The organism is Streptomyces fuscichromogenes (genome assembly GCF_014645815.1).
In the GTDB taxonomy this organism is placed as follows: domain Bacteria; phylum Actinomycetota; class Actinomycetes; order Streptomycetales; family Streptomycetaceae; genus Streptomyces; species Streptomyces fuscichromogenes.
The window spans coordinates 207,729-230,272 of the sequence record NZ_BMML01000013.1 but is presented as its reverse complement, the minus strand read 5'-3'; the positions used below and the strand labels follow the sequence as shown (position 1 = coordinate 230,272).

Below are 22,544 nucleotides of genomic sequence, written 5' to 3'. Positions count from 1 at the left end.
TGGGGATACTCACAGCATGTCTGCCGCATACGCGACCTTCGGCCTGGCCCCGGCGATGCGCGCCGGCGGTGTCCGCGCCGACGGCGGCTACCAGCTCCACCGGGACTTCGTGGACTTCGTCGTCGACGGTCACCCGCTGCTGTACCAGCTCTCCGACCTGGACGCCGTCTCCCCGCTCGCCTCCGACGTCCCGCCCGCGATTTTCACCGCCCAGGTCCGCAGCCTTCTGCTGGAGTCCGAGGCCCCGCTGCCCGACGGCCGCTACGTCGTCTACGGCTGCCCCGAGTGCGAGGACCTCGCCTGCGGCGCGGTCACCGCGGTCATCGAGCGCGACGGCGACGACTACATCTGGCGGGACTTCGCCTGGCAGACCGCCGAACACGCCGACCTGGAGCTCAACGGCTACCACGGCATCGGCCCGTTCCGCTTCCACGGGCCCGGGTACCGAGAGGCCCTCGGCGCGCTCCTGGCGGACTCCGGGCCGCCGCCCGGCCGCCGGGTGCTGCTGATCGGCGCCCGCGTCGCCCTTCTCGCCAGACTGGCCGCGGCCCTGCGCGCCATCGGCATCGGCGCCGACATCACCCGCGACGCCGAGGGCGTCCCCGCCGAGGAACTCCGCGGCTACGGAGCCGTCGCCTTCGGTCCCGCGGTCGGTGACACGGAGCGGACCGCCGTACGCCAGGCGTTCGAGCGGACCGGCGTGGCGGTGGCCTACGTGGACGGGCTCGCCCCGATCGTCCCGCTCCTCGTCGCCCAGATCGAACACGCCCTTGACCGCAGCCCGCTCCCGCAGCGCCGCCTCGCCCGCCTGGTCGCCGCCGACGGCGCCGCCGGCGTGGAGGTCATCACGCCCTGCCGGGTACGGGTCACGGCGTACCGCCTGGACCGGTTCTCCCGCCCCCGCACCCATGAACTCTTCGACGGCGTCCTGGAGCCCGGCAGCCACCGCATCCCCCTGGACGGCAGGACGGCCAGGGGCGGGTCCTTCGTCGTGGCCCGCACCGCCGGGAGCGTCCTGGTGCAGGCGACGGCGCGCTGACCCCCGCGCCCCACGGACATTAGGATCGGCGTTCTGATGACTGCCACTCTCGTCGCCAAGAACCTCGCCGCCGGGCACGGCGACCGCTCCCTCTTCTCCGGGCTCGACCTCGTCGTCGCGCCCGGGGACGTGATCGGGCTGGTCGGTGCCAACGGGGCGGGCAAGTCCACCCTGCTCCGTCTGCTCGCCGGGCTCACCGCCCCCGAACAGGGCGAACTGCGGCTCTCCCCGCCGACCGCGACCGTCGGCCACCTGCCCCAGGAACCGGAGCGGCGGCCGGGCGAGACCGTCCGCGCCTTCCTCGCCCGCCGCACCGGGGTCGCCGAGGCCCAGCGCGTGATGGACGAGGCGACCCAGGCCCTCGTCGACGGGGCGCCAGGGGCCGACGACGCGTACGCGACGGCCCTGGAACGCTGGCTCGACCTCGGTGGCGCCGACCTGGAGGAGCGGGCCGAGGAGGTCGCCGACTCCCTCGGCCTGGCCGTCGGCCTCGACCAGCCGATGACCTCCCTCTCCGGCGGCCAGGCCGCCCGCGCCGGCCTCGCCTCCCTGCTCCTCTCCCGCTACGACGTCTTCCTCCTCGACGAGCCCACCAACGACCTCGACCTGGACGGCCTGGAGCGCCTCGAACGCTTCGTGACCGGCCTGCGCGCCGGCACGGTCGTGGTCAGCCACGACCGCGAGTTCCTCACCCGCACGGTCACCAAGATCCTCGAACTCGACCTGGCCCAGAACCAGATCAACCTCTACGGCGGCGGCTACGACGCCTACCTGGAGGAGCGCGAGACGGCCCGCCGGCACGCCCGCGAGGACTACGACGAGTACGCCGACAAGAAGTCCGCCCTCCAGGACCGTGCCCAGATGCAGCGCGGCTGGATGGACAAGGGCGTCAAGAACGCCCGGCGCAAGGCGGGCAACGACAACGACAAGATCGGCCGCAAGTTCCGCAGCGAGGCCAGCGAGAAGCAGGCCGCCAAGGCCCGTCAGACCCAGCGCATGATCGAACGCCTGGAGGTCGTCGAGGAGCCCCGCAAGGAGTGGGAACTGCGCATGGAGATCGCGGCCGCCCCGCGCTCCGGCGCCGTCGTCGCCACCCTGCGGGACGCCGAGGTACGGCGCGGGGACTTCACCTTCGGCCCGGTGTCCCTCCAGATCGACTGGGCGGACCGGGTCGCGGTGACCGGTGCGAACGGCGCGGGCAAGTCGACGCTGCTCGCAGCGCTGCTGGGCCGGGTGGAACTGGACGCCGGGCACGCGGCCCTCGGCTCCGGCGTGCTGGTCGGCGAGGTCGACCAGGCCCGCAAGCTCTTCCACGGCACCGAGTCCCTGCTGGACGCCTTCGCCGCGGCCGTACCGGACACCGAACCGGTCGAAGTCCGCACCCTGCTGGCCAAGTTCGGCCTCAAACAGGACCATGTGCTGCGCTCCGCGGCCACGTTGTCACCGGGGGAGCGGACCCGTGCCGCCCTGGCCCTGCTCCAGGGCCGCGGTGTCAACCTCCTCGTCCTCGACGAGCCGACGAACCACCTGGACCTGCCGGCGATCGAGCAGCTGGAATCGGCGCTCGACTCCTACGAGGGCACCCTCCTCCTGGTCACCCACGACCGCCGCATGCTGGACGCGATCCACGTCAACCGCCGCCTGGAGGTGGCGGCGGGCAAGGTGACCGAACGCTAGCCGCGGGCTCCCCGAAGGGGCGCGGGAAGCCGCACCGTACGCTGCGATCATCGCTGGACACCTGGCAGGAGAATCGCCATGAGCACATCGCCGAAGCGGTCGGCCCCTCGGATCGCGAACGAACAGGTCGTCCTCGCGCAGCTGCGCGGCACCCAGGACCGCATCGCGGACGCCGTCACCGCCTTCTCCGGGACGATGACGTTCGTGTATCTGCACGCCGTGTGGTTCGCGGTCTGGATCGTGTGCAACGAGGGCGTGTTCGGCCGGGGCGCGATCTGGGACCCGTTCCCCTTCGGACTGCTCACCATGATCGTCAGTCTGGAGGCGATCTTCCTGTCCACGTTCGTGATGGTGAGCCAGAACCGGCAGGCCGCCCGTGAGAACGTCCGTGCCGACCTGGACTTCGAGACCAACGTGCGCTCGGAGGTGTGGTCCATCCACATGGGCCGCGCCCTCGGCATAGACCCCGTGGAGGTCGAACAGCGCGTCCAGGAACTCCTCGCGGAGAACCGCGCCCGGATGAACGGCACCCCCCAGCCGCCCAAGGGGACCTGACCGACCGGCGCCGCGGGCCGCAACGGACCCGCGGCGACCCGCGTCCCTCGGCGGGTACGGTCAGCGCTTCCCGTTCTTCCCGCCGCCCAGCAGCCCGGCCCGGCGCAGAGCGTCGGCCATCGCGCTGTTCGCCGGTGCGGGCGCGGCCCCCTGGCGAGGGCTGCCGCCTCCCTGGCGCTGCTGTTGCTGCCGCTGCTGCGGCGGACGGCCGCCCCGCTGACGGCGCTCACCGCCGTCGCCCTGTCGGCCGCCCTGAGGCGGCGCCGCCTCGTCGTCCAGCCGCAGCGTCAGCGAGATCCGCTTGCGCGGGATGTCCACGTCGAGGACCTTCACCTTGACGATGTCACCCGGCTTCACCACGTCCCGCGGGTCCTTGACGAAGGTCTTCGACAGCGCGGAGACGTGCGCCAGACCGTCCTGGTGGACGCCGACGTCGATGAACGCGCCGAACGCCGCCACGTTCGTGACGACCCCCTCCAGGACCATCCCCGGGGAGAGGTCGGCGATCTTCTCGACGCCCTCCTTGAAGGTGGCCGTCTTGAAGGCCGGACGCGGGTCGCGACCCGGCTTCTCCAGCTCCTTCAGGATGTCGGTGACGGTCGGCAGACCGAACGTCTCGTCCACGAAGTCCGTCGGCCGCAGCGAGCGCAGCGCACCGGTGTTGCCGATGAGCGCGGCCACCTCCTGGCCCGACGTCTTGACCATGCGCCGTACGACGGGATACGCCTCCGGGTGCACGCTCGACGCGTCCAGCGGGTCGTCGCCGCCGCGGATGCGCAGGAAGCCCGCGCACTGCTCGTACGCCTTCGGGCCGAGCCGGGACACGTTCTTCAGCTGTGAGCGGGACGTGAACGGCCCGTTGGTGTCCCGGTGGGCGACGATGTTCTCGGCGAGCCCGGAGGTGATGCCGGAGACCCGGGCGAGGAGCGGCGCGGAGGCGGTGTTGACGTCGACGCCGACGCCGTTCACACAGTCCTCGACCACCGCGTCCAGCGAGCGCGACAGCTTCACCTCGGAGAGGTCGTGCTGGTACTGGCCGACGCCGATCGACTTGGGGTCGATCTTCACCAGCTCGGCCAGCGGGTCCTGGAGCCGACGGGCGATGGAGACGGCGCCGCGCAGCGACACGTCCATGTCGGGCAGCTCCTGCGAGGCGAACGCGGAGGCCGAGTACACGGACGCGCCGGCCTCGGACACCATCACCTTGGTGAGCGTCAGCTCCGGGTGCCTGGTGATGAGGTCACCGGCGAGCTTGTCGGTCTCGCGGGAGGCCGTGCCGTTGCCGATCGCGATCAGGTCGACCGCGTGCTCCTTGGCGAGCCGGGCCAGCTTGGCGATCGCCTCGTCCCACTTGTTGGCCGGGACGTGCGGGTAGATGACGTCGGTGGCGACCACCTTGCCGGTGGCGTCGACGACGGCGACCTTCACGCCGGTCCGGAAGCCGGGGTCCAGGCCCAGCGTCGCGCGCGTGCCGGCCGGGGCGGCGAGCAGCAGGTCGCGCAGGTTCGCCGCGAAGACGTCGACCGCCTCGTCCTCGGCGGCCGTACGCAGCCGCAGCCGCAGGTCGATGCCCAGGTGGACGAGGAGACGGGTGCGCCAGGCCCAGCGGACCGTGTCCGACAGCCACTTGTCGGCCGGCCGCCCCCGGTCGGCGATCCCGAACCGGTGGGCGACGATCCCCTCGAAGGAGGACGGGCCCTCGGTCGGCTCCTCCGGCTCCAGGACGAGGTCGAGGACCTCCTCCTTCTCGCCGCGCAGCATCGCCAGGATGCGGTGCGAGGGCAGCGCGGTGAACGGCTCCGCGAAGTCGAAGTAGTCGGCGAACTTCGCGCCCGCCTCTTCCTTGCCGTCCCGTACCTTCGCGGCCAGCCGGCCGCGCACCCACATGCGCTCACGCAGCTCACCGACGAGGTCGGCGTCCTCCGAGAACCGCTCGGTGAGGATCGCGCGGGCGCCCTCCAGGGCGGCCTGCGGATCGGCGACACCCTTGTCGGCGTCGACGAAGGCGGCGGCGGCCGCCAGCGGCTCCACCCCCGGGTCCCCGAGCAGCCCCTCGGCCAGCGGCTCCAGACCGGCCTCCCGGGCGATCTGCGCCTTGGTCCGCCGCTTCGGCTTGTACGGCAGGTAGATGTCCTCCAGCCGCGCCTTGGTCTCGGCGCCGCGGATCTGCGCCGCCAGCTCGTCGGTGAGCTTGCCCTGCTCCCGCACCGACTCCAGGATCGCCGTCCGCCGATCCTCCAGCTCCCGCAGGTAGCGCAGCCGCTCCTCCAGCGTGCGCAGCTGCGCGTCGTCGAGCATCTCGGTCGCTTCCTTGCGGTAGCGGGCGATGAAGGGCACCGTCGAACCGCCGTCGAGCAGCTCCACGGCAGCCTTGACCTGCCGCTCCCGTACGCCGAGCTCCTCGGCGATCCTGCCTTCGATGGACCCTGGAACCAGGGACCCGGGTGTCGTCACGATCCCGTACCGCCTTCTCCACTGAGGTTGCGCCGCAATTGTGGCAGGTGACACCGACAACCGGGCCCCAGGGCACCGTTCCGCGACACGGACTCCCCACGAATCCGTGAACCACCCGGGAAATCCCTCGCACACCCGACCGAATCCACCCGGGTCGCGTCACCCCTTGCCGAGGAGGTCCGTGGGGAAGGCCCCGGCCGCCACCGCGGCTCTCGTGAAGCCCGCCGCCAGTTCTGTCAGGCGGGTGACCCCGTCGGCCCCCAGATGCTCGTACGGCGCCCGGTCCAGTCGGTCCGTCTCCGCCTCGATCTCCGTCCGCAGCGCCACCCCCGCCCCGGTCAGCTCGCCCGCCGCGTCGAGCAGCCCGCGCTCCCGCAGCCGTGCCACCGCCGCGTCCCAGTCGTCCTGGCTCCAGCCGCGCGTGGCGAACACCCACTTCGGGGCCATGCCCTTGCCGGTGGCCGTGTGCGTCACCACCGCCTCCAGCCCGTCCAGCCCGGCCGCCAGCAGCACCGCGAGATGTCCGTCGCCGCGGTGCTCGCGCAGCAGCGTGCCCGCGTACCAGTAGGCGAGGTGCGGCTCCCGCGGCACCGGCAGGTCCGCGTGGGCGGCGTACAGCGGGCGGCCGGAGCGCGAGCAGGCCTCGGTGGCGCGCAGCGCGAGCTCCGCGGCCTCGGCCATCCCGTCGGAGACCACCGCGTCCGCGCCGAGCAGCCGCCGCATCGACGCGTCGACGGCACGCGCGCGTGCGGCGAGGACGTCCTTCGGGGACGCGATGTCCCAGACGGCCGGCACATGCCGGGCCACCAGCTCGTACTTGTAGTTGTAGAACGTCGCCGTCACCGTGCCGGCCCCGACCGGCCCCAGCGCGGCCGCTCGCACCGCGAAGTTGACGGCCCGCGGATGGGTGACCCCGAGCGCGGCCAGTTCCTCGGCCAGTTCGGGACTGAAGAAGTGGGTCGCGTGCAGGGAGTTGAGCAGGGTGTTGCAGCGGCGGCCGGCGCGCGGCTCCAGGGCGGCGGTTGTCATGGTCGGAACGCTACTGACTGGTTGGTACGTACTCCAGAGGTCGGGCCGGTTCATCCTCGGCCGGGAAGCGACCAGGTGAACCGCGGCGGGCGGCGCTCCAGGAACGCGGCGACCCCCTCGGCGGTGTCGTCACTGCCGCGCGCCTGCTCCGCCCAGTGCGCGTCCCGGTCCGTGCGGCCGTTCGCGAACTCCTTCGCGGCGGCCTGGGTCAGCTGCGAGCGGGCGGCCAGGATCCGGGTGAACTCCGCCACCCGCTTGTCCAGTTCTCCCTCCGGCAGCACCTCGTCGACCAGACCGCAGCGCAGCGCCCGCTCCGTGTCGACCAGCTCGCCGGAGAAGAGGAGGTACTTGGTGGTGGCCGGACCGACCAGGGACACCAGGCGGCGGGTCGAGGCGGCCGGGTAGACGATGCCGAGTCTGGCCGGTGTGACCCCGAACGACGCGCCCTCCTCGGCGAACCGCAGATCGCAGGCGGCGGCGAGCTGCGAGCCGCCGCCGACGCAGTGGCCGCGCACCGCGGCGAGGGTCGGCTTGGGGAAGGCGGCGAGTGCCTCCTCGGCGGCGCCGGCGAGGGTCTGCGCCTCGGCGGCGGAGCCCCGGAGGCTGGAGATGTCGGCGCCCGCGCAGAAGGTGCCGCCCTCGCCGGTGAGGACGAGGACCCGTACGGCGGGGTCGGCCGCGAGACCGTCCAGGAGGGGCGGCAGGGAACGCCACATCCCGGCGGTCATCGCGTTGCGTTTGGCCGGGTTGCCGATGACTACCGTGGCGACGGCGTTACTGACCTGGTGGTCGAGGCGGGGCTCCATGGGGCCGGATGGTATCCGCGCCGCAGGAGGCGGAGTTCCGGTGGTGCCGGCAGGCGCACTCGTCGACCTCGGAAAGTTCTCATACCCGTACAACCCGAATAGTTCGCGAAGTCGGCATTCAAGAGGGCAGGAGTCGCCCCACAACTGACCTTGTCATACGCCAATGGTCAGATCCGTTCGATAGTTGCTGACTTGTGTTCAGTCATCCGGAGCGGAGCAGGTCGTTACCAACACTCGACGTGTGGTGACAATCGAGCGCGAGGGTGGCGACCGGACGATGGAGAACCACGGGCGCGGGCACGACCCGCGCCCACAGGCGGGCGGCGCGCCGCCGCCGGATCCGCTGCCGTACGAAGGAATCTGGCGGTTCACCGCCGCCGCCGTGGACGCCTCGGTCCCGCAGGCGCGGCGCGCCGTACGGGACCTGCTCCACCGCCAGGGCGTCCCGGTCTCGGAGGACCTGGTGTACGGGCTGTTGCTGATCGTCTCCGAGCTGGTCACCAACGCGGTCAAGCACGCGGCGCTGCTGTCGCCGATGCTCGCCGTCGAGGTCGCCGTCGGTGCCGAGTGGGTGCGGGTGTCGGTGGAGGACAACCACCCCTACCGCCCGACCGCCCTGGAGGCCGACCACGGCCAGACCGGCGGCCGGGGGCTGCTGCTGGTGCGGGAGGTGGCCCGGGAGGCGGGCGGAGTGGTGGACGTGGAACACACGTCGAGCGGCGGCAAGGTGATCTGGGCCGCCCTGCCGCTCAAACCCGCGACGCTGCCCTGAGGGGGTTCACCAGCCCGCGGACGGGCCCGTCAGCTCCCTGATCGCCGGGCGGGCCGCGTCCAGCACGGTCATGAACCAGGCGGAGAAGGGGTCCCGGGCGTGCCGTTCGATCAGCTCGGCGGCCGTCACGAAGACGGTCGCCTCGACCTCCTCCGGGTCCGGCGCGAGCGGCGCCTGGACCATGCCGACGAACAGGTGGTTGTACTCCTGCTCGACCAGGCCGGAGGCCGGGTCCGGGTGGTTGTAGCGGACCGTGCCCGCCTCGGCGAGCAGCGACGGGGAGACCCTCAGCTCCTCGAAGGTCCGCCGGGCCGCCGCCGCGAAGGGTGCCTCGCCGGGGTAGGGATGCCCACAGCAGGTGTTGGACCACACGCCGGGGGAGTGGTACTTGCCCAGCGCCCGCTGCTGGAGCAGCAGTCTGCCGTGTTCGTCGAAGAGGAAGACGGAGAACGCCCGGTGCAGCCGGCCGGGCGGCTGGTGCGCGGCGAGCTTCTCCGCGGTGCCGATGGTCACACCCTTCTCATCGACGAGTTCGAGGAAAATCGCGTCTGCGGTCCCTTCTGACGTGCTCTGCGTCGCGGTGGCAGGTGTGATCGGCATACCCATCCTTCGCCTCGGTCTTCGCACCAAGTCTGCCGTACGAATCCGACACTCCCGGCACTTCCCGGCACGGGCACGCCGGAAGAGGGACCCGGTAGTTGATCGTGCCCTACGGGTGCCGGAGGGAACCGTCCGGGGGCCTCGAACACCAGGACGCCGGGGGAGTGCGGAGCGCTGCGTTCCAGGTCCCGGCCGTGACGGGGTCAGTGGCAGAGCCGGGCCTCGTGCTCCGCGTGGCCGCCCGGCTCCAGCTGGAAGGTGCAGTGCTCCAGGTCGAAGTGGTGGCCCAGGCAGCCCTGCAGTTCGTGCAGCAGCTTCTCGTGGCCGATGGCGCTCAGCACGTCCGAGCGGACCACCACGTGCGCCGACAGCACGGGCAGCCCGGAAGTGATCGTCCAGGCGTGCAGATCGTGGACGTCCTCCACGCCGTCCAGTGCCAGGATGTGCGCCCGTACCTCGGACATGTCGACATCCCGCGGCGCCGCCTCCAGCAGGACGTCCAGGGTCTCGCGCAGCAGCTTCACCGTCCTCGGCACGATCATCAGGCCGATCACCAGCGAGGCGACCGGGTCCGCCGCCTGCCAGCCGGTGGTGAGGATCACCACGGCCGAGACCAGCACCGCCAGCGAGCCCAGCGCGTCGGCCGCCACCTCCAGGAAGGCGCCGCGCACGTTCAGGCTCTCCCGCTGGCCGCGCACCAGCAACGTGAGCGAGATCATGTTCGCGACCAGGCCGATCAGACCGAACGCGATCATCAGGCCGCCGCGGGTGTCCGCGGGCGTGAGAAACCGCTGGACCGCCTCGTACAGCACGTAGCCGCCGACCCCGAGCAGCAGCAGGCAGTTCGCCAGGGCGGCGAGGATCTCGGCGCGGGCGAGACCGAAGGTGCGGTGGGTGCTGGGCGGGCGGTTGGCGAAGTGGATGGCCAGCAGGGCCATGCCGAGGCCCAGCGCGTCGGTCGCCATGTGGGCCGCGTCCGCGATCAGCGCGAGCGAGTCGGCCAGCAGACCGCCGGCGATCTCGACCGTCATCACCCCGATGGTGATGGCGAGCGCCACCCGGAGCCGCCCGCGGTACGCCGCCGCGGCCGTATTGGTGGCCGGTGCGTGGGTGTGGCCGTGGTCGTGCCCTGCCCCCATGGATCACGCCTCCTTCGTTCCGCCCGGGATCACAGTGAACTACGGGTGGGGGGTATCCGGCAACGCGGCACCGACTACCGTTGTCATCTACTCTGACCTGCGGAAACGAACTCCAGGTCAGGGCACCCTCAGTTACCCGGGGTGAGTGGGTGCGCATCCCGGGTGGTCGGTCGGTACTCGCCGCGCCGTACGGCCCGGTGTCCCCAATGCCCGTTCTGCGAGCGCGGTTTGTGGGCCGGGGCCCGGATCACGGATGATGATCTCGGCAAAGGCCGGGACAGAGTGGGCCGACCGGGCCGTGAACGGCCGGTGAACAAGCAGTCCTCACCATCCGCTAACCTCTGCCGAATGCCGCCCGGGGGCCACCAGGCACACCGAGCCCCACCACGCAGGAGAAACCGGCGCGCCGTGCGCCGCACCCAGGGAGTGAGTTCGGTTGTCGACCGCAATCGTCACCGGTCAGCCGGTCCCCGGATCGTCACTGGAGAGCGATCTGCGGGCGCTCGGCTTCGAGGTGCTGCCGGCCGCCGACGCCGCCGAGGCCGGGAACCTCCTCGCGGGCGTACCGGCCGACCGGCGCGTGGCCCTCGTCGACGCCCGCTTCGTCGGCCACCTGCACGCCCTGCGTCTCGGCCTGACCGACCCGCGCTTCCCGCTCGCCGCGATCCCCGGCGCCGTCACCGCCCAGCCGGCCGGCCGCCAGGCCCTCGGCCGGGCGCTGGCCCGGGAGGCCGCCGCGGGCGGCGGCACCGACCTCGCCGTCGACGGCCTGGTCACCGCCCTGGACGCCGACGTCCACCGCCCCGAGCTGGGCAGTCTCGTCGCCGCCGTCCCCGACGACCCGCAGGGCCGCAACGAGGTACGGCAGGCCGTCGCCGCCGTGGACGACGAGGCGGTCCGCCTGAAGTCGGCCGTGAAGTCCCGCGACGGCTTCTTCACCACCTTCTTCATCAGCCCGTACTCCCGCTACCTCGCCCGCTGGTGCGCCCGGCGCGGACTGACCCCGAACCAGGTCACCACCGCCTCGCTGCTCACCGCCCTGGTCGCGGCGGCCTGCGCGGCCACGGGCACCCGGATCGGCTTCGTCGCCGCGGGCGCCCTGCTGATCTGCTCGTTCGTCCTGGACTGCACCGACGGCCAGCTGGCCCGCTACTCCCTGCAGTACTCCACGCTCGGCGCCTGGCTGGACGCCACCTTCGACCGGGCCAAGGAGTACGCCTACTACGCGGGCCTCGCCCTGGGCGCCGCCCGCGGCGGCGACGACGTATGGGCGCTGGCGCTGGGCGCGATGATCCTCCAGACCTGCCGGCACGTGGTCGACTTCTCCTTCAACGAGGCCAACCACGACGCGACCGCCAACACCAGCCCCACCGCCGCGCTCTCCGACAAGCTGGACAGCGTCGGCTGGACGGTCTGGGTGCGCCGGATGATAGTCCTGCCCATCGGCGAACGATGGGCGCTCATAGCCGTCCTCACGGCGGCCACCACCCCGCGGATCACCTTCTACGTGCTGCTGGCCGGCTGTGCCTGCGCGGCGACCTACACCACGGCGGGACGGGTCCTGCGGTCGCTGACCCGGAAGGCGAAGCGCACGGACCGGGCGGCCGGGGCGCTCGCCGACCTGGCCGACAACGGCCCCCTCGCGGGATTCTGGTCCCGCACCGGCGGACGCACCCCGATCGGCCATCCGCTCCTCCTGGCTCTCTGCGGAGTGGCGGTTCTCACCGCCTCCCTCCTCTCCGGGGCGACCTGGGCGCCGGTCGTGGGTGCCCTGGTCTACGTTGTCGCCTCCGGCCGGGCCCTCGCAGGACCGCTCAAGGGCGCCCTCGACTGGCTGGTCCCGCCCCTCTTCCGCGCCGCCGAGTACGGCACCGTGCTCGTCCTCGCAGGCAAATCCGGGGTGAACGGAGCCCTTCCTGCGGCTTTCGGCCTGGTGGCCGCCGTCGCCTACCATCACTACGACACGGTGTACCGCATCCGCGGGAACGCCGGAGCGCCGCCGGTCTGGCTGGTCCGCGCCATCGGGGGGCAGGAAGGGCGCGTGCTGCTGGTCACCGTCCTGGCCGCGGTGCTCACCGCCGCGCAGTTCAAGGTCGCGCTCACGGTCCTGGCCGTGGTCGTGGCCGGGCTGGTGCTCGTCGAGAGCATCCGCTTCTGGGTGTCCGCAGGGGCGCCCGCCGTACACGATGAAGGAGAACCCGCATGATCGGCCTCGTGCTGGCGGCCGGCGCCGGACGGCGTCTGCGCCCCTACACCGACAGCCTGCCCAAGGCGCTGGTGCCGGTGGGGCCCGCGGGCATAGAGGGCGAGCCCACGGTTCTCGACCTGACCCTCGGCAACTTCGCCGAGATCGGGCTGACCGAGGTCGCGGTCATCGTCGGCTACCGCAAGGAGGCCGTGTACGAGCGCAAGGCGGCCCTGGAGCGGAAGTACGGTCTCCGGCTCACCCTCATCGACAACGACAAGGCCGAGGAGTGGAACAACGCCTACTCCCTCTGGTGCGGCCGTGACGCCCTCAAGGACGGCGTGATCCTCGCCAACGGCGACACCGTCCACCCGGTCTCCGTCGAGCAGACGCTGCTGGCCGCCCGCGGCGACGGCAAGAAGATCATCCTGGCGCTGGACACGGTCAAGGACCTCGCCGACGAGGAGATGAAGGTCGTCGTCGGCGCCGACCAGGGCATGACGAAGATCACGAAGCTGATGGACCCCGCCGAGGCCACCGGCGAGTACATCGGCGTCACGCTCATCGAGGGCGACGCGGCCCCCGAGCTCGCCGACGCGCTCAAGGCGGTCTGGGAGACCGACCCGCAGCAGTTCTACGAGCACGGCTACCAGGAACTGGTCAACCGCGGCTTCCGCATCGACGTGGCGCCGATCGGCGACGTCCGGTGGGTCGAGATCGACAACCACGACGATCTCGCCAGGGGACGGGAGATCGCGTGCCAGTACTGACCCGGCTGATCCCCTCGCCGGTCGTCGTGGACATCCGCCCGGGTGCCCTCGACGACCTGGCGGGTGTGCTCGCCGACGAACGCATCTCGCACTCGGGCCGGCTCGCCGTCGCGGTCAGCGGCGGCTCCGGCTCCAGGCTGCGCGAGCGCGTCTCCCCCACCCTGCCCGGCGCCACCTGGTACGAGGTCGGCGGCGGCACCCTCGACGACGCGATCCGGCTGGCCGGCGAGATCAAGGCCGGCCGCTACGACGCGGTCGTCGGCCTCGGCGGCGGCAAGATCATCGACTGCGCGAAGTTCGCCGCGGCCCGGGTCGGCCTGCCGCTGGTCGCCGTGCCGACCAACCTCGCGCACGACGGTCTGTGCTCGCCGGTCGCCACCCTCGACAACGACGCGGGCCGCGGCTCCTACGGCGTGCCGAACCCGATCGCGGTCGTCATCGACCTCGACGTCATCCGGGAGGCCCCGGCGCGCTTCGTGCGCTCGGGCATCGGGGACGCCGTCTCCAACATCTCGGCGATCGCGGACTGGGAGCTGTCCCACCGCGTCAACGGCGAGAAGATCGACGGTCTGGCGGCCGCCATGGCCCGGCAGGCCGGCGAGGCGGTGCTGCGCCACCCCGGCGGCATCGGCGAGAACGACTTCCTCCAGGTCCTCGCCGAGGCGCTGGTGCTGAGCGGGATCGCCATGTCGGTGTCGGGCGACTCCCGCCCGTCCTCCGGCGCCTGTCACGAGATCAACCACGCCTTCGACCTGCTGTTCCCCAGGCGTGCCGCCAGCCACGGCGAGCAGTGCGGGCTCGGCGCGGCCTTCGCGATGTACCTGCGCGGAGCCCACGAGGAGTCCGTGTACATGGCCGGCGTGCTGCGCCGGCACGGACTGCCGGTGCTGCCGGAGGAGATCGGCTTCACGGTGGACGAGTTCGTCCGGGCCGTGGAGTTCGCTCCGGAGACCCGGCCCGGCCGCTACACCATCCTCGAACACCTCGACCTCAAGACCCACCAGATCAAGGACATCTACGTCGACTATGTCAAGGCCATCGGTAGCTGAACTCCGTCCGGTCGTGCACCCCGCTGGGGTCAAGGACCGGCGCAGCGGTGAGCACTGGATGGGACGCCTCTACATGCGCGAGGTGTCCCTGCGGGTGGACCGCTACCTGGTGAACACCAGGGTCACGCCCAACCAGCTCACGTACCTGATGACCGTCTTCGGCGTGCTCGCGGCCCCGGCCCTGCTGGTGCCGGGGATCACGGGCGCCGTGCTCGGCGTCGTCTGCGTCCAGATGTACCTGCTGCTGGACTGCGTCGACGGCGAGGTCGCGCGCTGGAAGCAGCAGTACTCGCTGGGCGGGGTCTATCTCGACCGGGTCGGGGCGTACCTCACCGACGCGGCCGTCCTGGTCGGGCTCGGACTGCGCGCTGCCGACCTGTTCGGCACCGGCCGCATCGACTGGCTGTGGGCCTTCCTCGGCACCCTGGCCGCGCTCGGCGCCATCCTGATCAAGGCCGAGACCGACCTGGTCGGCGTCGCCCGCCACCAGGCCGGGCTGCCCGTGGTCAAGGAGGCCGCCGCCGAGATGCGCTCCTCCGGGATGGCGCTGGCCCGCCGGGCCGCCGCCCTGCTCCGGTTCCACCGGCTCATCCTCGGCATCGAGGCGTCCCTGCTGATCCTGGCCCTCGCGATCGTCGACCAGGTCCGCGGCGACCTCTTCTTCACCCGCCTGGGCACCGCGGTGCTCGCCGGCATCGCACTGCTCCAGACCCTGCTGCACCTGGTCTCCGTCCTCGCGTCGAGCAGGCTGCGGTGAGCGCCGGACCGAAGGTCGGCGCGGTCGTCATCACCATGGGCAACCGCCCCGACGAACTGCGCGCCCTCCTCGACTCGGTGGCCAAGCAGCACGGCGACCCGGTCGAGGTGGTCGTCGTCGGCAACGGCTCGCCCGTCCCGGCCGTCCCCGAAGGCGTCCGCACCCTGGAACTGCCCGAGAACCTCGGCATTCCCGGCGGCCGCAACGTCGGCATAGAGGCCTTCGGCCCCAGCGGTCGCGATGTCGACATATTGCTCTTCCTCGACGACGACGGCCTGCTCGCCGAGCACGACACCGCCGAGCTGTGCCGCCAGGCCTTCACCGCCGACTCGAAGCTCGGCATCATCAGCTTCCGCATCGCCGACCCGGACACCGGGCAGACCCAGCGCCGGCACGTGCCGCGGCTGCGGGCCTCCGACCCGATGCGCTCCTCCCGGGTCACCACCTTCCTCGGCGGCGCCAACGCCGTCCGCACCCAGGTCCTCGCCGAGGTCGGCGGCCTGCCGGACGAGTTCTTCTACGCCCACGAGGAGACCGACCTGGCCTGGCGGGCCCTGGACGCCGGCTGGATGATCGACTACCGCTCCGACATGGTGCTGTTCCACCCCACCACCGCCCCCTCCCGGCACGCGGTCTACCACCGGATGGTGGCCCGCAACCGGGTCTGGCTGGCCCGCCGCAACCTGCCCGCCCTCCTGGTCCCGGTCTACCTCGGGGTGTGGCTGCTGCTGACCCTGGTGCGCCGCCCCTCCCGCCCGGCCCTGCACGCCTGGTTCGCCGGCTTCCGGGAGGGCTGGACCACCCCGTGCGGACCCCGCCGCCCGATGCGCTGGCGGACCGTGTGGAAACTCACGCGACTGGGCCGTCCCCCGGTGATCTGACAAGCTCGGAGGTGCGTGTCCGCGCGCAACGGCCCGCGGACATCCCCCGAAGTCGTCTCCGATGGCGGAGACGTGTCGCGCCCAGTAGCACAATTGCGTAAGACAAACGTAAGACGAATCCGACGGTGCATCCGAAGACGGATCCGGAGACGAAGGCTTCCACCCTTGAGTGAGACAACGCATGACGGCGGTGTCGCGGTGACCGCGGTGCCGTCGCCCGACGAGGGCCTCACGGCGGCGCAGCTCGCCGCCCGGTACGGGCTCGCGGTGAGCGGCGCACGCCCCTCGCTCGTCGAGTACGTACGCCAGCTCTGGGGACGGCGCCACTTCATCCTGGCCTTCTCGCAGGCCAAGCTCACGGCCCAGTACAGCCAGGCCAAGCTCGGCCAGCTCTGGCAGGTGGCCACGCCGCTGCTGAACGCGGCCGTGTACTACTTCATCTTCGGCGTCATCCTGCACGCCAGCCGGGGCATGTCGCAGGACGTCTACATCCCGTTCCTGGTCACCGGCGTGTTCACCTTCACGTTCACGCAGAGCTCGATCATGACGGGTGTGCGGGCGATCTCCGGCAACCTCGGTCTGGTGCGCGCGCTGCACTTCCCGCGCGCCTCGCTGCCGATCTCCTTCGCGCTCCAGCAGCTCCAGCAGCTGCTGTTCTCGATGATCGTCATGGTCGCCGTGGTGGTCGGGTTCGGCAGCCGCCCGGGTCTGTCCTGGGTGCTGGTCGTCCCGATCCTGTTCCTGCTGTTCCTGTTCAACACGGGACTGGCCCTGATCGTGGCCCGGATGGGCGCCAAGACCCCGGACCTCGCCCAGCTGCTGCCGTTCGTCCTGCGCACCTGGATGTACATGTCCGGCGTGATGTTCTCGATCACCAAGATGATGGAGGGCCGCCCGGGGTGGGCGCGCACGCTCCTCCAGGTGAACCCCGCCACCGTCTTCATGGACCTGATGCGCTTCGCGCTCATCGACGGCTACGGCGCCTCGAACCTCCCGCCGCACGTCTGGGCCGTCGCCCTCGTCTGGGCCGTGGTCCTGTTCGTCGGCGGTTTCGTGTACTTCTGGAAGGCGGAGGAGCGGTACGGCCGTGGCTGAGCAGACCATCGGGGAGCGGATCCCCACCGTCATCGCGGAGGACGTCCACATCGTCTACCGGGTCAACGGCGCCAAGACCGGCAAGGGCAGCGCGACGGTCGCCCTCAGCCGCATCTTCAAGCGCGGCGACGACCGGGGTGTCCGCAAGGTGCACGCCGTCCGCGGGGTCTCCTTCGTCGCCTACCGGGGCGAGGCCATCGGCCTGATCGGCTCCAACGGCTCCGGCAAGTCCACTTTGCTGCGCGCCATCGCGGGCCTGCTGCCCGCCGAGAAGGGCCGGGTCTACACCAACGGCCAGCCCTCGCTGCTCGGCGTCAACGCGGCCCTGATGAACGACCTCACGGGCGAGCGCAACGTCATCCTGGGCGGCCTCGCCATGGGCATGTCCCGGGAGGACATCAGGGCCCGCTACCAGGAGATCGTCGAGTTCTCCGGCATCAACGACAAGGGCGATTTCATCACCCTGCCCATGCGCACCTACTCCTCCGGCATGGCGGCCCGGCTGCGGTTCTCCATCGCCGCCGCCAAGGACCACGACGTCCTCATGATCGACGAGGCGCTGGCCACCGGCGACGCGGCCTTCCGCAAGCGCTCCGAGGAGCGGATCCGCGAACTGCGCGAGCACGCCGGCACGGTGTTTCTGGTCAGTCACAACAACAAGTCGATCCGCGACACCTGCGACCGGGTCCTGTGGCTGGAGCGCGGTGAGCTGCGCATGGACGGCCCGACCGAAGAGGTGCTCCAGGAGTACGAGAAGTTCACGGGCAAGTAGTCCCGCACGACCCGGGCCCCGCCGGAACCTTTCCGGCGGGGCCCGGCGTCTGCAAAGGAAACGTCAACTCCGGCCCGCCTTAGGAATCTTGACGCCAATCGGTGTGTTGTTGTGATCTGCGGGACACCCCGACGAACCTCGATGCGTTGTACAACGTAAGCTGTACCGGTCCCGGAAAGCGGCAAGTGGGGCGATAATGCGCGACACCCTCCGCCGGGCCGCCCCGCGGAATGCCGGGCGGCGTGTCCGAAATAGTGTGTATTGGGTCGGCAGTGTAGAACGGGAGATGTGACGGCAATGGCTACGGAAACTCCCCAGCTCAACGCAGGCCGCGCCGTCCCCGCCCCGGGCAGCGAACGGTGACGGCAACCGCCCCGGCCCGAACCGGAGACGCGGAGCACGGCACCCTGGCCAAGGCCGCGGACGAGAACTTCCCCGTGGCTCCCTTCTTCCTGCCGAAGGCCTGGCGCGACGACCTGATGGCGGTGTACGGCTTCGCCCGCCTCGTCGACGACATCGGCGACGGCGACCTGGCCCCCGGCGGCGCCGACGCCCGCCTCCTCGGGGTGCCGCCGGAGCGGGCCGAGGACCGGCTGGTCATGCTCGACGCCTTCGAGGCCGACCTGCGCCGGGTCTTCGACGCCACCCCGCACCACCCCCTGCTGCGCCGTCTCCAGCCCACGGTCCGCCGTCACTCCCTCACCCCCGAGCCGTTCCTCGGGCTGGTCGCCGCCAACCGCCAGGACCAGCTCGTCAAGCGGTACGAGACCTACGACGACCTCGTCGCCTACTGCGAGCTGTCCGCCAACCCCGTCGGCCGCCTGGTCCTCGCCGTCACCGGCACCTCGACCCCCGAGCGGGTACGGCTCTCCGACGCGATCTGCACCGCACTCCAGATCGTCGAACACCTCCAGGACGTGGCCGAGGACCTCGGCCGCGACCGGATCTATCTGCCCGCCGCGGACATGAAGCACTTTCATGTCCAGGAGGCGGATCTCGCCAGGAAAACCACGGGCGCATCGGTGCGTGCACTGGTTGCATACGAAGCGCAACGCGCCCGCGATCTCCTGAATGAAGGCGCCCCCCTTGTGGGTAGCGTCCACGGCAGGTTGAAGCTGCTGCTCGCGGGGTTCGTGGCGGGGGGAAGGGCGGCGATCGGCGCGATCGCCGCCGCCGAATACGACGTACTTCCCGGCCCGCCCAAGCCCGGCAAGGGCCGGTTGCTGCGTGAGGCGGGCGTGACTCTGCGAGGAGAGGGGTGATCCGGACCGTGGACTCTCCCACACACGTGTCCGCACCGGTACTCGCCGCCTACAGCTACTGCGAGACGGTCACCGGACAGCAGGCGCGGAACTTCGCCTATGGCATCAGGCTGCTCCCGGCGCCCAAGCGGCGTGCCATGTCGGCGCTCTACGCCTTCTCCCGGCGCGTCGACGACATCGGCGACGGCGAGCTGGCCGACGACGTGAAGGCGGCCCGCCTGGAGGACACCCGGGCGCTGCTCGCCCGGGTCCAGGAGGGCGAGGTCGGCGAGGACGACACCGACCCGGTCGCGGTCGCCCTCGCGCATGCCGCCCAGGCCTTCCCGATCCCGCTGGGCGGCCTGGACGAGCTGATCGACGGCGTGCTGATGGACGTACGCGGCGAGACCTACGAGACCTGGGACGACCTCAAGGTCTACTGCCGCTGCGTGGCCGGTGCCATCGGCCGGCTCTCGCTCGGCGTGTTCGGCACGGAACCGGGGGCGCGCGGCGCCGAGCGCGCGCCGGAGTACGCCGACACGCTCGGGCTCGCGCTCCAGCTCACCAACATCCTCAGAGACGTCCGCGAGGACGCCGGCAACGGCCGTACCTATCTGCCCTCCGACGACCTCGCCAAGTTCGGCTGCTCGGCCGGGTTCCACGGGCCGACCCCGCCGGCGGGCTCCGACTTCGCCGGTCTCGTGCACTTCGAAGTGCGGCGCGCCCGTGCCCTTTTCGCCGAGGGCTACCGGCTGCTGCCCATGCTCGACCGGCGCAGCGGCGCCTGCGTCGCCGCCATGGCCGGCATCTACCGCCGGCTGCTCGACCGCATCGAGCGCGAACCGGAGGCGGTGCTGCGCGGCCGGGTCTCGCTGCCCGGACGCGAGAAGGCGTACGTCGCCGTGCGCGGCCTGTCCGGGCTCGACACCCGGCGCCACACCCCCCGCCTGACCGTCAGGAGGCGCGCCTGATGGACAAAGTGGGCCAAGGTGACTCCACCGGAGACAAACGGCAGGCAACCCTCCGGCACGGCGTGGCGTCCCTGACTGCGACGGCCCGCCCTGTCCCGTTTAACCGGCGTGGCGGGCGGCCAGGAGAGGCGGCACGATGACCGACGGCACGCGTTCCGAACGGACGCACGACGACACTCCGTCCGGGCGCACCGCCGTCGTGATCGGCGGCGGCCTCGCCGGCACCACGGCCGCGCTCGCGCTCGCCGACGCGGGCGTGCGCGTGACGTTGCTCGAAGGCAGGCCGCGTCTGGGCGGGCTCGCCTTCTCCTTCCAGCGCGGCGACCTGACCGTGGACAACGGCCAGCACGTGTACCTGCGGTGCTGCACCGCCTACCGCTGGTTCCTCGACCGCATCGAGGGCGCGGCGCTGGCTCCGGTGCAGGACCGCCTCGACGTGCCCGTGCTCGACCTCGCCAAGCCGGAGGGGCGGCGCCTGGGCAGGCTGCGGCGCGACCCGCTGCCCGTCCCCCTTCACCTGGGGCGCAGCCTGGCCGCCTATCCGCACCTCTCGCTCGCCGAGCGGGCCGGTGTCGGGCGTGCCGCGCTCGCGCTCAAGGGGCTCGACCTCGCCGATCCGAGCCTGGACGCACAGGACTTCGGCAGCTGGCTGGCCGCCCACGGCCAGTCGGCGCGTGCCGTCGAGGCCCTGTGGGACCTGGTCGGGGTCGCCACCCTCAATGCGGTCGCGGGCGACGCCTCGCTGGGGCTCGCCGCGATGGTGTTCAAGACCGGTCTGCTGTCCGACCCGGGCGCGGCCGACATCGGCTGGGCCCATGTGCCGCTGGGCGAACTGCACGACCGGCTGGCCCGCAAGGCGCTCGACTCCGCGGGCGTGCGTACCGAGGTCCGTACACGCGTCACCTCCGTCTCCACTAACGAGAACGGAACCTGGAGCGTTCAGGTTCCCGGCGAGACCCTCACGGCCGACGCCGTCGTGCTCGCCGTCGCCCAGCGCGAGGCGTACGACCTGCTGCCGGCCGGCGCCCTCGACGCCCCGGAGAACCTGCTGGAGATCGGCACCGCGCCGATCCTCAACGTCCATGTGGTCTACGACCGTCAGGTGCTCACCAAGCCGTTCTTCGCGGCCCTCGGCACCCCGGTCCAGTGGGTGTTCGACCGCACCCGTGCCTCCGGGCTGCGCGAGGGCCAGTACCTCGCGCTGTCCCAGTCGGCCGCCCAGGACGAGATCGACACCCCCGTGGCCGACCTGCGCGGGCGCTATCTGCCCGAGCTGGAAAGGCTGTTGCCCGGTGCGCGCGGCGCCGGAGTGCGGGACTTCTTCGTGACCCGGGAGCGCACCGCGACGTTCGCCCCCACCCCCGGCGTCGGGCGGCTGCGGCCCGGCGCCCGCACCAAGGCATCCGGCCTCTACCTGGCCGGAGCGTGGACCGCCACCGGGTGGCCCGCGACCATGGAGAGTGCGGTCCGCAGCGGTGTCAGTGCGGCCGACGCCGCGTTGCGCACCCTGGGCCGGCCCCGCCCCCGTCGCCTCTTCGAGTTCGAGGAGGCGGCGTGACGCTCGATCAGCAGGCGGCAGGCCCCCGCACCCCCGGTACCGCAACAAGAGGAGAGACTGTGCCCACTGTGCCCCCGGCCGAGACGGCTGCCGACGCGGTGGACGTGACCGCGCTCCTGGAGCGCGGCCGGACCCTTGCCACACCGGTACTGCGGGCGGCCGTCGACCGCCTGGCCTCCCCCATGGACACCGTGGCCGCCTACCACTTCGGCTGGATCGACGCCGAGGGCAACCCCGCCGACGGCGACGGCGGCAAGGCCGTCCGGCCCGCGCTCGCCGTGCTCTCCGCCGAGGTCACCGGCGCCGCCCCCGAGATCGGCATCCCCGGCGCCGTCGCCGTCGAACTCGTCCACAACTTCTCCCTGCTGCACGACGACCTGATGGACGGCGACGAACAGCGCCGGCACCGCGACACCGTCTGGAAGGTGCACGGCCCCGCCCAGGCCATCCTGGTCGGCGACGCCCTGTTCGCCCTCGCCAACGAGGTCCTGCTGGAACTCGGCACCGTCGAGGCCGGCCGTGCCACCCGCCGCCTCACCACCGCCACCCGCGCCCTGATCGACGGCCAGGCCCAGGACATCTCCTACGAACACCGCGACCGGGTCAGCGTCGAGGAGTGCCTGGAGATGGAGGGCAACAAGACCGGCGCCCTGCTCGCCGCCTCCAGCTCCGTCGGTGCGGTGCTCGGCGGCGCCGACGACCGCACCGCCGACACCCTGGAGAAGTACGGCTACCACCTCGGCCTCGCCTTCCAGGCCGTCGACGACCTGCTCGGCATCTGGGGCGACCCGGACGCCACCGGCAAGCAGACCTGGAGCGACCTGCGCCAGCGCAAGAAGTCCCTGCCGGTCGTCGCCGCGCTCGCCGCCGGCGGGCCCGCCTCCGAGCGGCTCGGCGAGATCCTCGCTGCCGACGCCAAGAGCAGCGACTTCGAGAACTTCTCCGAGGAGGAGTTCGCCGCCCGCGCCGCCCTCATCGAGGAGGCCGGCGGCCGCGAGTGGACCGCCGAAGAGGCACGTCGTCAGCACACCATCGCCATCGAGGCCCTGCACGCCGTGGACATGCCCGACCCGGTCCGGGCCCGGTTCACGGCGCTCGCCGACTTCGTCGTCGTACGAAAGAGATGATCATTATCGGTCGAATAGCCCTCGCGTAGTCGCCGGCCGGTGCGAGCGCGCAGCCAGCACCGGCCGA

Annotated in this window: 21 protein-coding genes; 16 read left to right on the top strand and 5 right to left on the bottom strand. The window is 71.8% G+C overall.

Going from position 1 to position 22,544, the window contains the following annotated elements; genetic code table 11:
* Window positions 1-16: 16 nt before the first annotated feature.
* From IEZ11_RS27660 to IEZ11_RS27650, 3 genes are all read left to right on the top strand, one after another.
* Window positions 17-1,039, top strand: a complete 1,023-nt coding sequence (locus IEZ11_RS27660; RefSeq protein WP_189265600.1) for an oxidoreductase — start codon at window positions 17-19, stop codon at window positions 1,037-1,039.
* Between the two features lie 36 nt (window positions 1,040-1,075).
* Window positions 1,076-2,716, top strand: a complete 1,641-nt coding sequence (locus tag IEZ11_RS27655) for an ABC-F family ATP-binding cassette domain-containing protein (protein ID WP_189265599.1) — start codon at window positions 1,076-1,078, stop codon at window positions 2,714-2,716.
* Between the two features lie 78 nt (window positions 2,717-2,794).
* Window positions 2,795-3,271: a DUF1003 domain-containing protein gene (locus IEZ11_RS27650; RefSeq protein WP_189265598.1), complete on the top strand. Its 477-nt coding sequence runs from the start codon at window positions 2,795-2,797 to the stop codon at window positions 3,269-3,271.
* Between the two features lie 60 nt (window positions 3,272-3,331).
* Here IEZ11_RS27650 and IEZ11_RS27645 read toward each other — a convergent pair whose 3' ends face one another.
* The 3 genes from IEZ11_RS27645 to IEZ11_RS27635 form a co-directional block, all read right to left on the bottom strand.
* Window positions 3,332-5,725, bottom strand: a complete 2,394-nt coding sequence (locus IEZ11_RS27645; protein WP_189265597.1) for a Tex family protein — start codon at window positions 5,723-5,725, stop codon at window positions 3,332-3,334.
* Window positions 5,726-5,884: 159 nt separating this feature from the next.
* On the bottom strand, window positions 5,885-6,754 hold the full coding sequence (locus IEZ11_RS27640) for an SCO6745 family protein (RefSeq protein ID WP_189265596.1): 870 nt from the start codon (window positions 6,752-6,754) through the stop codon (window positions 5,885-5,887).
* 50 nt (window positions 6,755-6,804) lie between these two features.
* Window positions 6,805-7,560 (bottom strand): enoyl-CoA hydratase/isomerase family protein, encoded by a 756-nt coding sequence (locus IEZ11_RS27635; protein ID WP_189265595.1) that lies wholly within the window; start codon window positions 7,558-7,560, stop codon window positions 6,805-6,807.
* A gap of 277 nt (window positions 7,561-7,837) precedes the next feature.
* Between IEZ11_RS27635 and IEZ11_RS27630 the strand changes: the two genes are divergently transcribed.
* The gene (locus tag IEZ11_RS27630; protein ID WP_189265658.1) at window positions 7,838-8,332 is read left to right on the top strand and encodes an ATP-binding protein; all 495 of its coding nucleotides are present in this window, start codon (window positions 7,838-7,840) and stop codon (window positions 8,330-8,332) included.
* Window positions 8,333-8,338: 6 nt separating this feature from the next.
* Here IEZ11_RS27630 and idi read toward each other — a convergent pair whose 3' ends face one another.
* A complete protein-coding gene (gene idi, locus IEZ11_RS27625) occupies window positions 8,339-8,932 on the bottom strand; it encodes an isopentenyl-diphosphate Delta-isomerase (RefSeq protein ID WP_189265594.1) in 594 nt (197 codons plus the stop codon).
* A gap of 203 nt (window positions 8,933-9,135) precedes the next feature.
* Window positions 9,136-10,071: a cation diffusion facilitator family transporter gene (locus tag IEZ11_RS27620; RefSeq protein WP_189265593.1), complete on the bottom strand. Its 936-nt coding sequence runs from the start codon at window positions 10,069-10,071 to the stop codon at window positions 9,136-9,138.
* Between the two features lie 436 nt (window positions 10,072-10,507).
* Between IEZ11_RS27620 and IEZ11_RS27615 the strand changes: the two genes are divergently transcribed.
* The 12 genes from IEZ11_RS27615 to IEZ11_RS27565 all read left to right on the top strand — a co-directional run bounded on the left by IEZ11_RS27615 (window position 10,508) and on the right by IEZ11_RS27565 (window position 22,477).
* A complete protein-coding gene (locus tag IEZ11_RS27615) occupies window positions 10,508-12,277 on the top strand; it encodes a DUF5941 domain-containing protein (protein ID WP_189265592.1) in 1,770 nt (589 codons plus the stop codon).
* Entirely contained in the window at window positions 12,274-13,026 is a 753-nt protein-coding gene (locus IEZ11_RS27610) for a phosphocholine cytidylyltransferase family protein (protein ID WP_189265591.1), read from the top strand. Before IEZ11_RS27615 ends, IEZ11_RS27610 begins: the two co-directional genes overlap by 4 nt.
* Entirely contained in the window at window positions 13,014-14,075 is a 1,062-nt protein-coding gene (locus IEZ11_RS27605; protein ID WP_189265590.1) for an iron-containing alcohol dehydrogenase family protein, read from the top strand. Before IEZ11_RS27610 ends, IEZ11_RS27605 begins: the two co-directional genes overlap by 13 nt.
* A gap of 13 nt (window positions 14,076-14,088) precedes the next feature.
* Entirely contained in the window at window positions 14,089-14,832 is a 744-nt protein-coding gene (locus tag IEZ11_RS27600) for a CDP-alcohol phosphatidyltransferase family protein (protein ID WP_229713395.1), read from the top strand.
* 35 nt (window positions 14,833-14,867) lie between these two features.
* Complete coding sequence (locus IEZ11_RS27595) at window positions 14,868-15,713, top strand: glycosyltransferase family 2 protein (protein WP_229713408.1); 846 nt, start codon at window positions 14,868-14,870, stop codon at window positions 15,711-15,713.
* Window positions 15,714-15,878: 165 nt separating this feature from the next.
* Window positions 15,879-16,808 (top strand): ABC transporter permease, encoded by a 930-nt coding sequence (locus tag IEZ11_RS27590; protein WP_189265587.1) that lies wholly within the window; start codon window positions 15,879-15,881, stop codon window positions 16,806-16,808.
* The gene (locus tag IEZ11_RS27585; protein ID WP_189265586.1) at window positions 16,801-17,580 is read left to right on the top strand and encodes an ABC transporter ATP-binding protein; all 780 of its coding nucleotides are present in this window, start codon (window positions 16,801-16,803) and stop codon (window positions 17,578-17,580) included. Before IEZ11_RS27590 ends, IEZ11_RS27585 begins: the two co-directional genes overlap by 8 nt.
* A gap of 359 nt (window positions 17,581-17,939) precedes the next feature.
* Entirely contained in the window at window positions 17,940-18,842 is a 903-nt protein-coding gene (hpnC, locus tag IEZ11_RS27580; RefSeq protein ID WP_189265585.1) for a squalene synthase HpnC, read from the top strand.
* Window positions 18,839-19,792, top strand: a complete 954-nt coding sequence (hpnD, locus tag IEZ11_RS27575; RefSeq protein ID WP_189265584.1) for a presqualene diphosphate synthase HpnD — start codon at window positions 18,839-18,841, stop codon at window positions 19,790-19,792. Before hpnC ends, hpnD begins: the two co-directional genes overlap by 4 nt.
* A complete protein-coding gene (locus IEZ11_RS52530; protein WP_373294984.1) occupies window positions 19,792-19,932 on the top strand; it encodes a DUF6380 family protein in 141 nt (46 codons plus the stop codon). Before hpnD ends, IEZ11_RS52530 begins: the two co-directional genes overlap by 1 nt.
* Window positions 19,929-21,350, top strand: a complete 1,422-nt coding sequence (gene hpnE, locus IEZ11_RS27570) for a hydroxysqualene dehydroxylase HpnE (protein ID WP_189265583.1) — start codon at window positions 19,929-19,931, stop codon at window positions 21,348-21,350. The genes IEZ11_RS52530 and hpnE overlap by 4 nt, the downstream gene beginning before the upstream one ends.
* 59 nt (window positions 21,351-21,409) lie before the next feature.
* Window positions 21,410-22,477 (top strand): polyprenyl synthetase family protein, encoded by a 1,068-nt coding sequence (locus IEZ11_RS27565; protein ID WP_189265582.1) that lies wholly within the window; start codon window positions 21,410-21,412, stop codon window positions 22,475-22,477.
* Window positions 22,478-22,544: the final 67 nt, after the last annotated feature.

What these genes read in the sequence shown, in the direction of transcription:
- IEZ11_RS27660 (WP_189265600.1), top strand. Translation starts at nt 17, where the DNA reads ATGTCTGCCGCATACGCGACCTTCGGCCTGGCCCCGGCGATGCGCGCC.
- IEZ11_RS27655 (WP_189265599.1), top strand. Translation starts at nt 1,076, where the DNA reads ATGACTGCCACTCTCGTCGCCAAGAACCTCGCCGCCGGGCACGGCGAC.
- IEZ11_RS27650 (WP_189265598.1), top strand. Translation starts at nt 2,795, where the DNA reads ATGAGCACATCGCCGAAGCGGTCGGCCCCTCGGATCGCGAACGAACAG.
- IEZ11_RS27640 (WP_189265596.1), bottom strand. Translation starts at nt 6,754, where the DNA reads ATGACAACCGCCGCCCTGGAGCCGCGCGCCGGCCGCCGCTGCAACACC.
- IEZ11_RS27635 (WP_189265595.1), bottom strand. Translation starts at nt 7,560, where the DNA reads ATGGAGCCCCGCCTCGACCACCAGGTCAGTAACGCCGTCGCCACGGTA.
- IEZ11_RS27630 (WP_189265658.1), top strand. Translation starts at nt 7,838, where the DNA reads ATGGAGAACCACGGGCGCGGGCACGACCCGCGCCCACAGGCGGGCGGC.
- idi (WP_189265594.1), bottom strand. Translation starts at nt 8,932, where the DNA reads ATGCCGATCACACCTGCCACCGCGACGCAGAGCACGTCAGAAGGGACC.
- IEZ11_RS27620 (WP_189265593.1), bottom strand. Translation starts at nt 10,071, where the DNA reads ATGGGGGCAGGGCACGACCACGGCCACACCCACGCACCGGCCACCAAT.
- IEZ11_RS27610 (WP_189265591.1), top strand. Translation starts at nt 12,274, where the DNA reads ATGATCGGCCTCGTGCTGGCGGCCGGCGCCGGACGGCGTCTGCGCCCC.
- IEZ11_RS27595 (WP_229713408.1), top strand. Translation starts at nt 14,868, where the DNA reads ATGGGCAACCGCCCCGACGAACTGCGCGCCCTCCTCGACTCGGTGGCC.
- IEZ11_RS52530 (WP_373294984.1), top strand. Translation starts at nt 19,792, where the DNA reads ATGGACAAAGTGGGCCAAGGTGACTCCACCGGAGACAAACGGCAGGCA.
- hpnE (WP_189265583.1), top strand. Translation starts at nt 19,929, where the DNA reads ATGACCGACGGCACGCGTTCCGAACGGACGCACGACGACACTCCGTCC.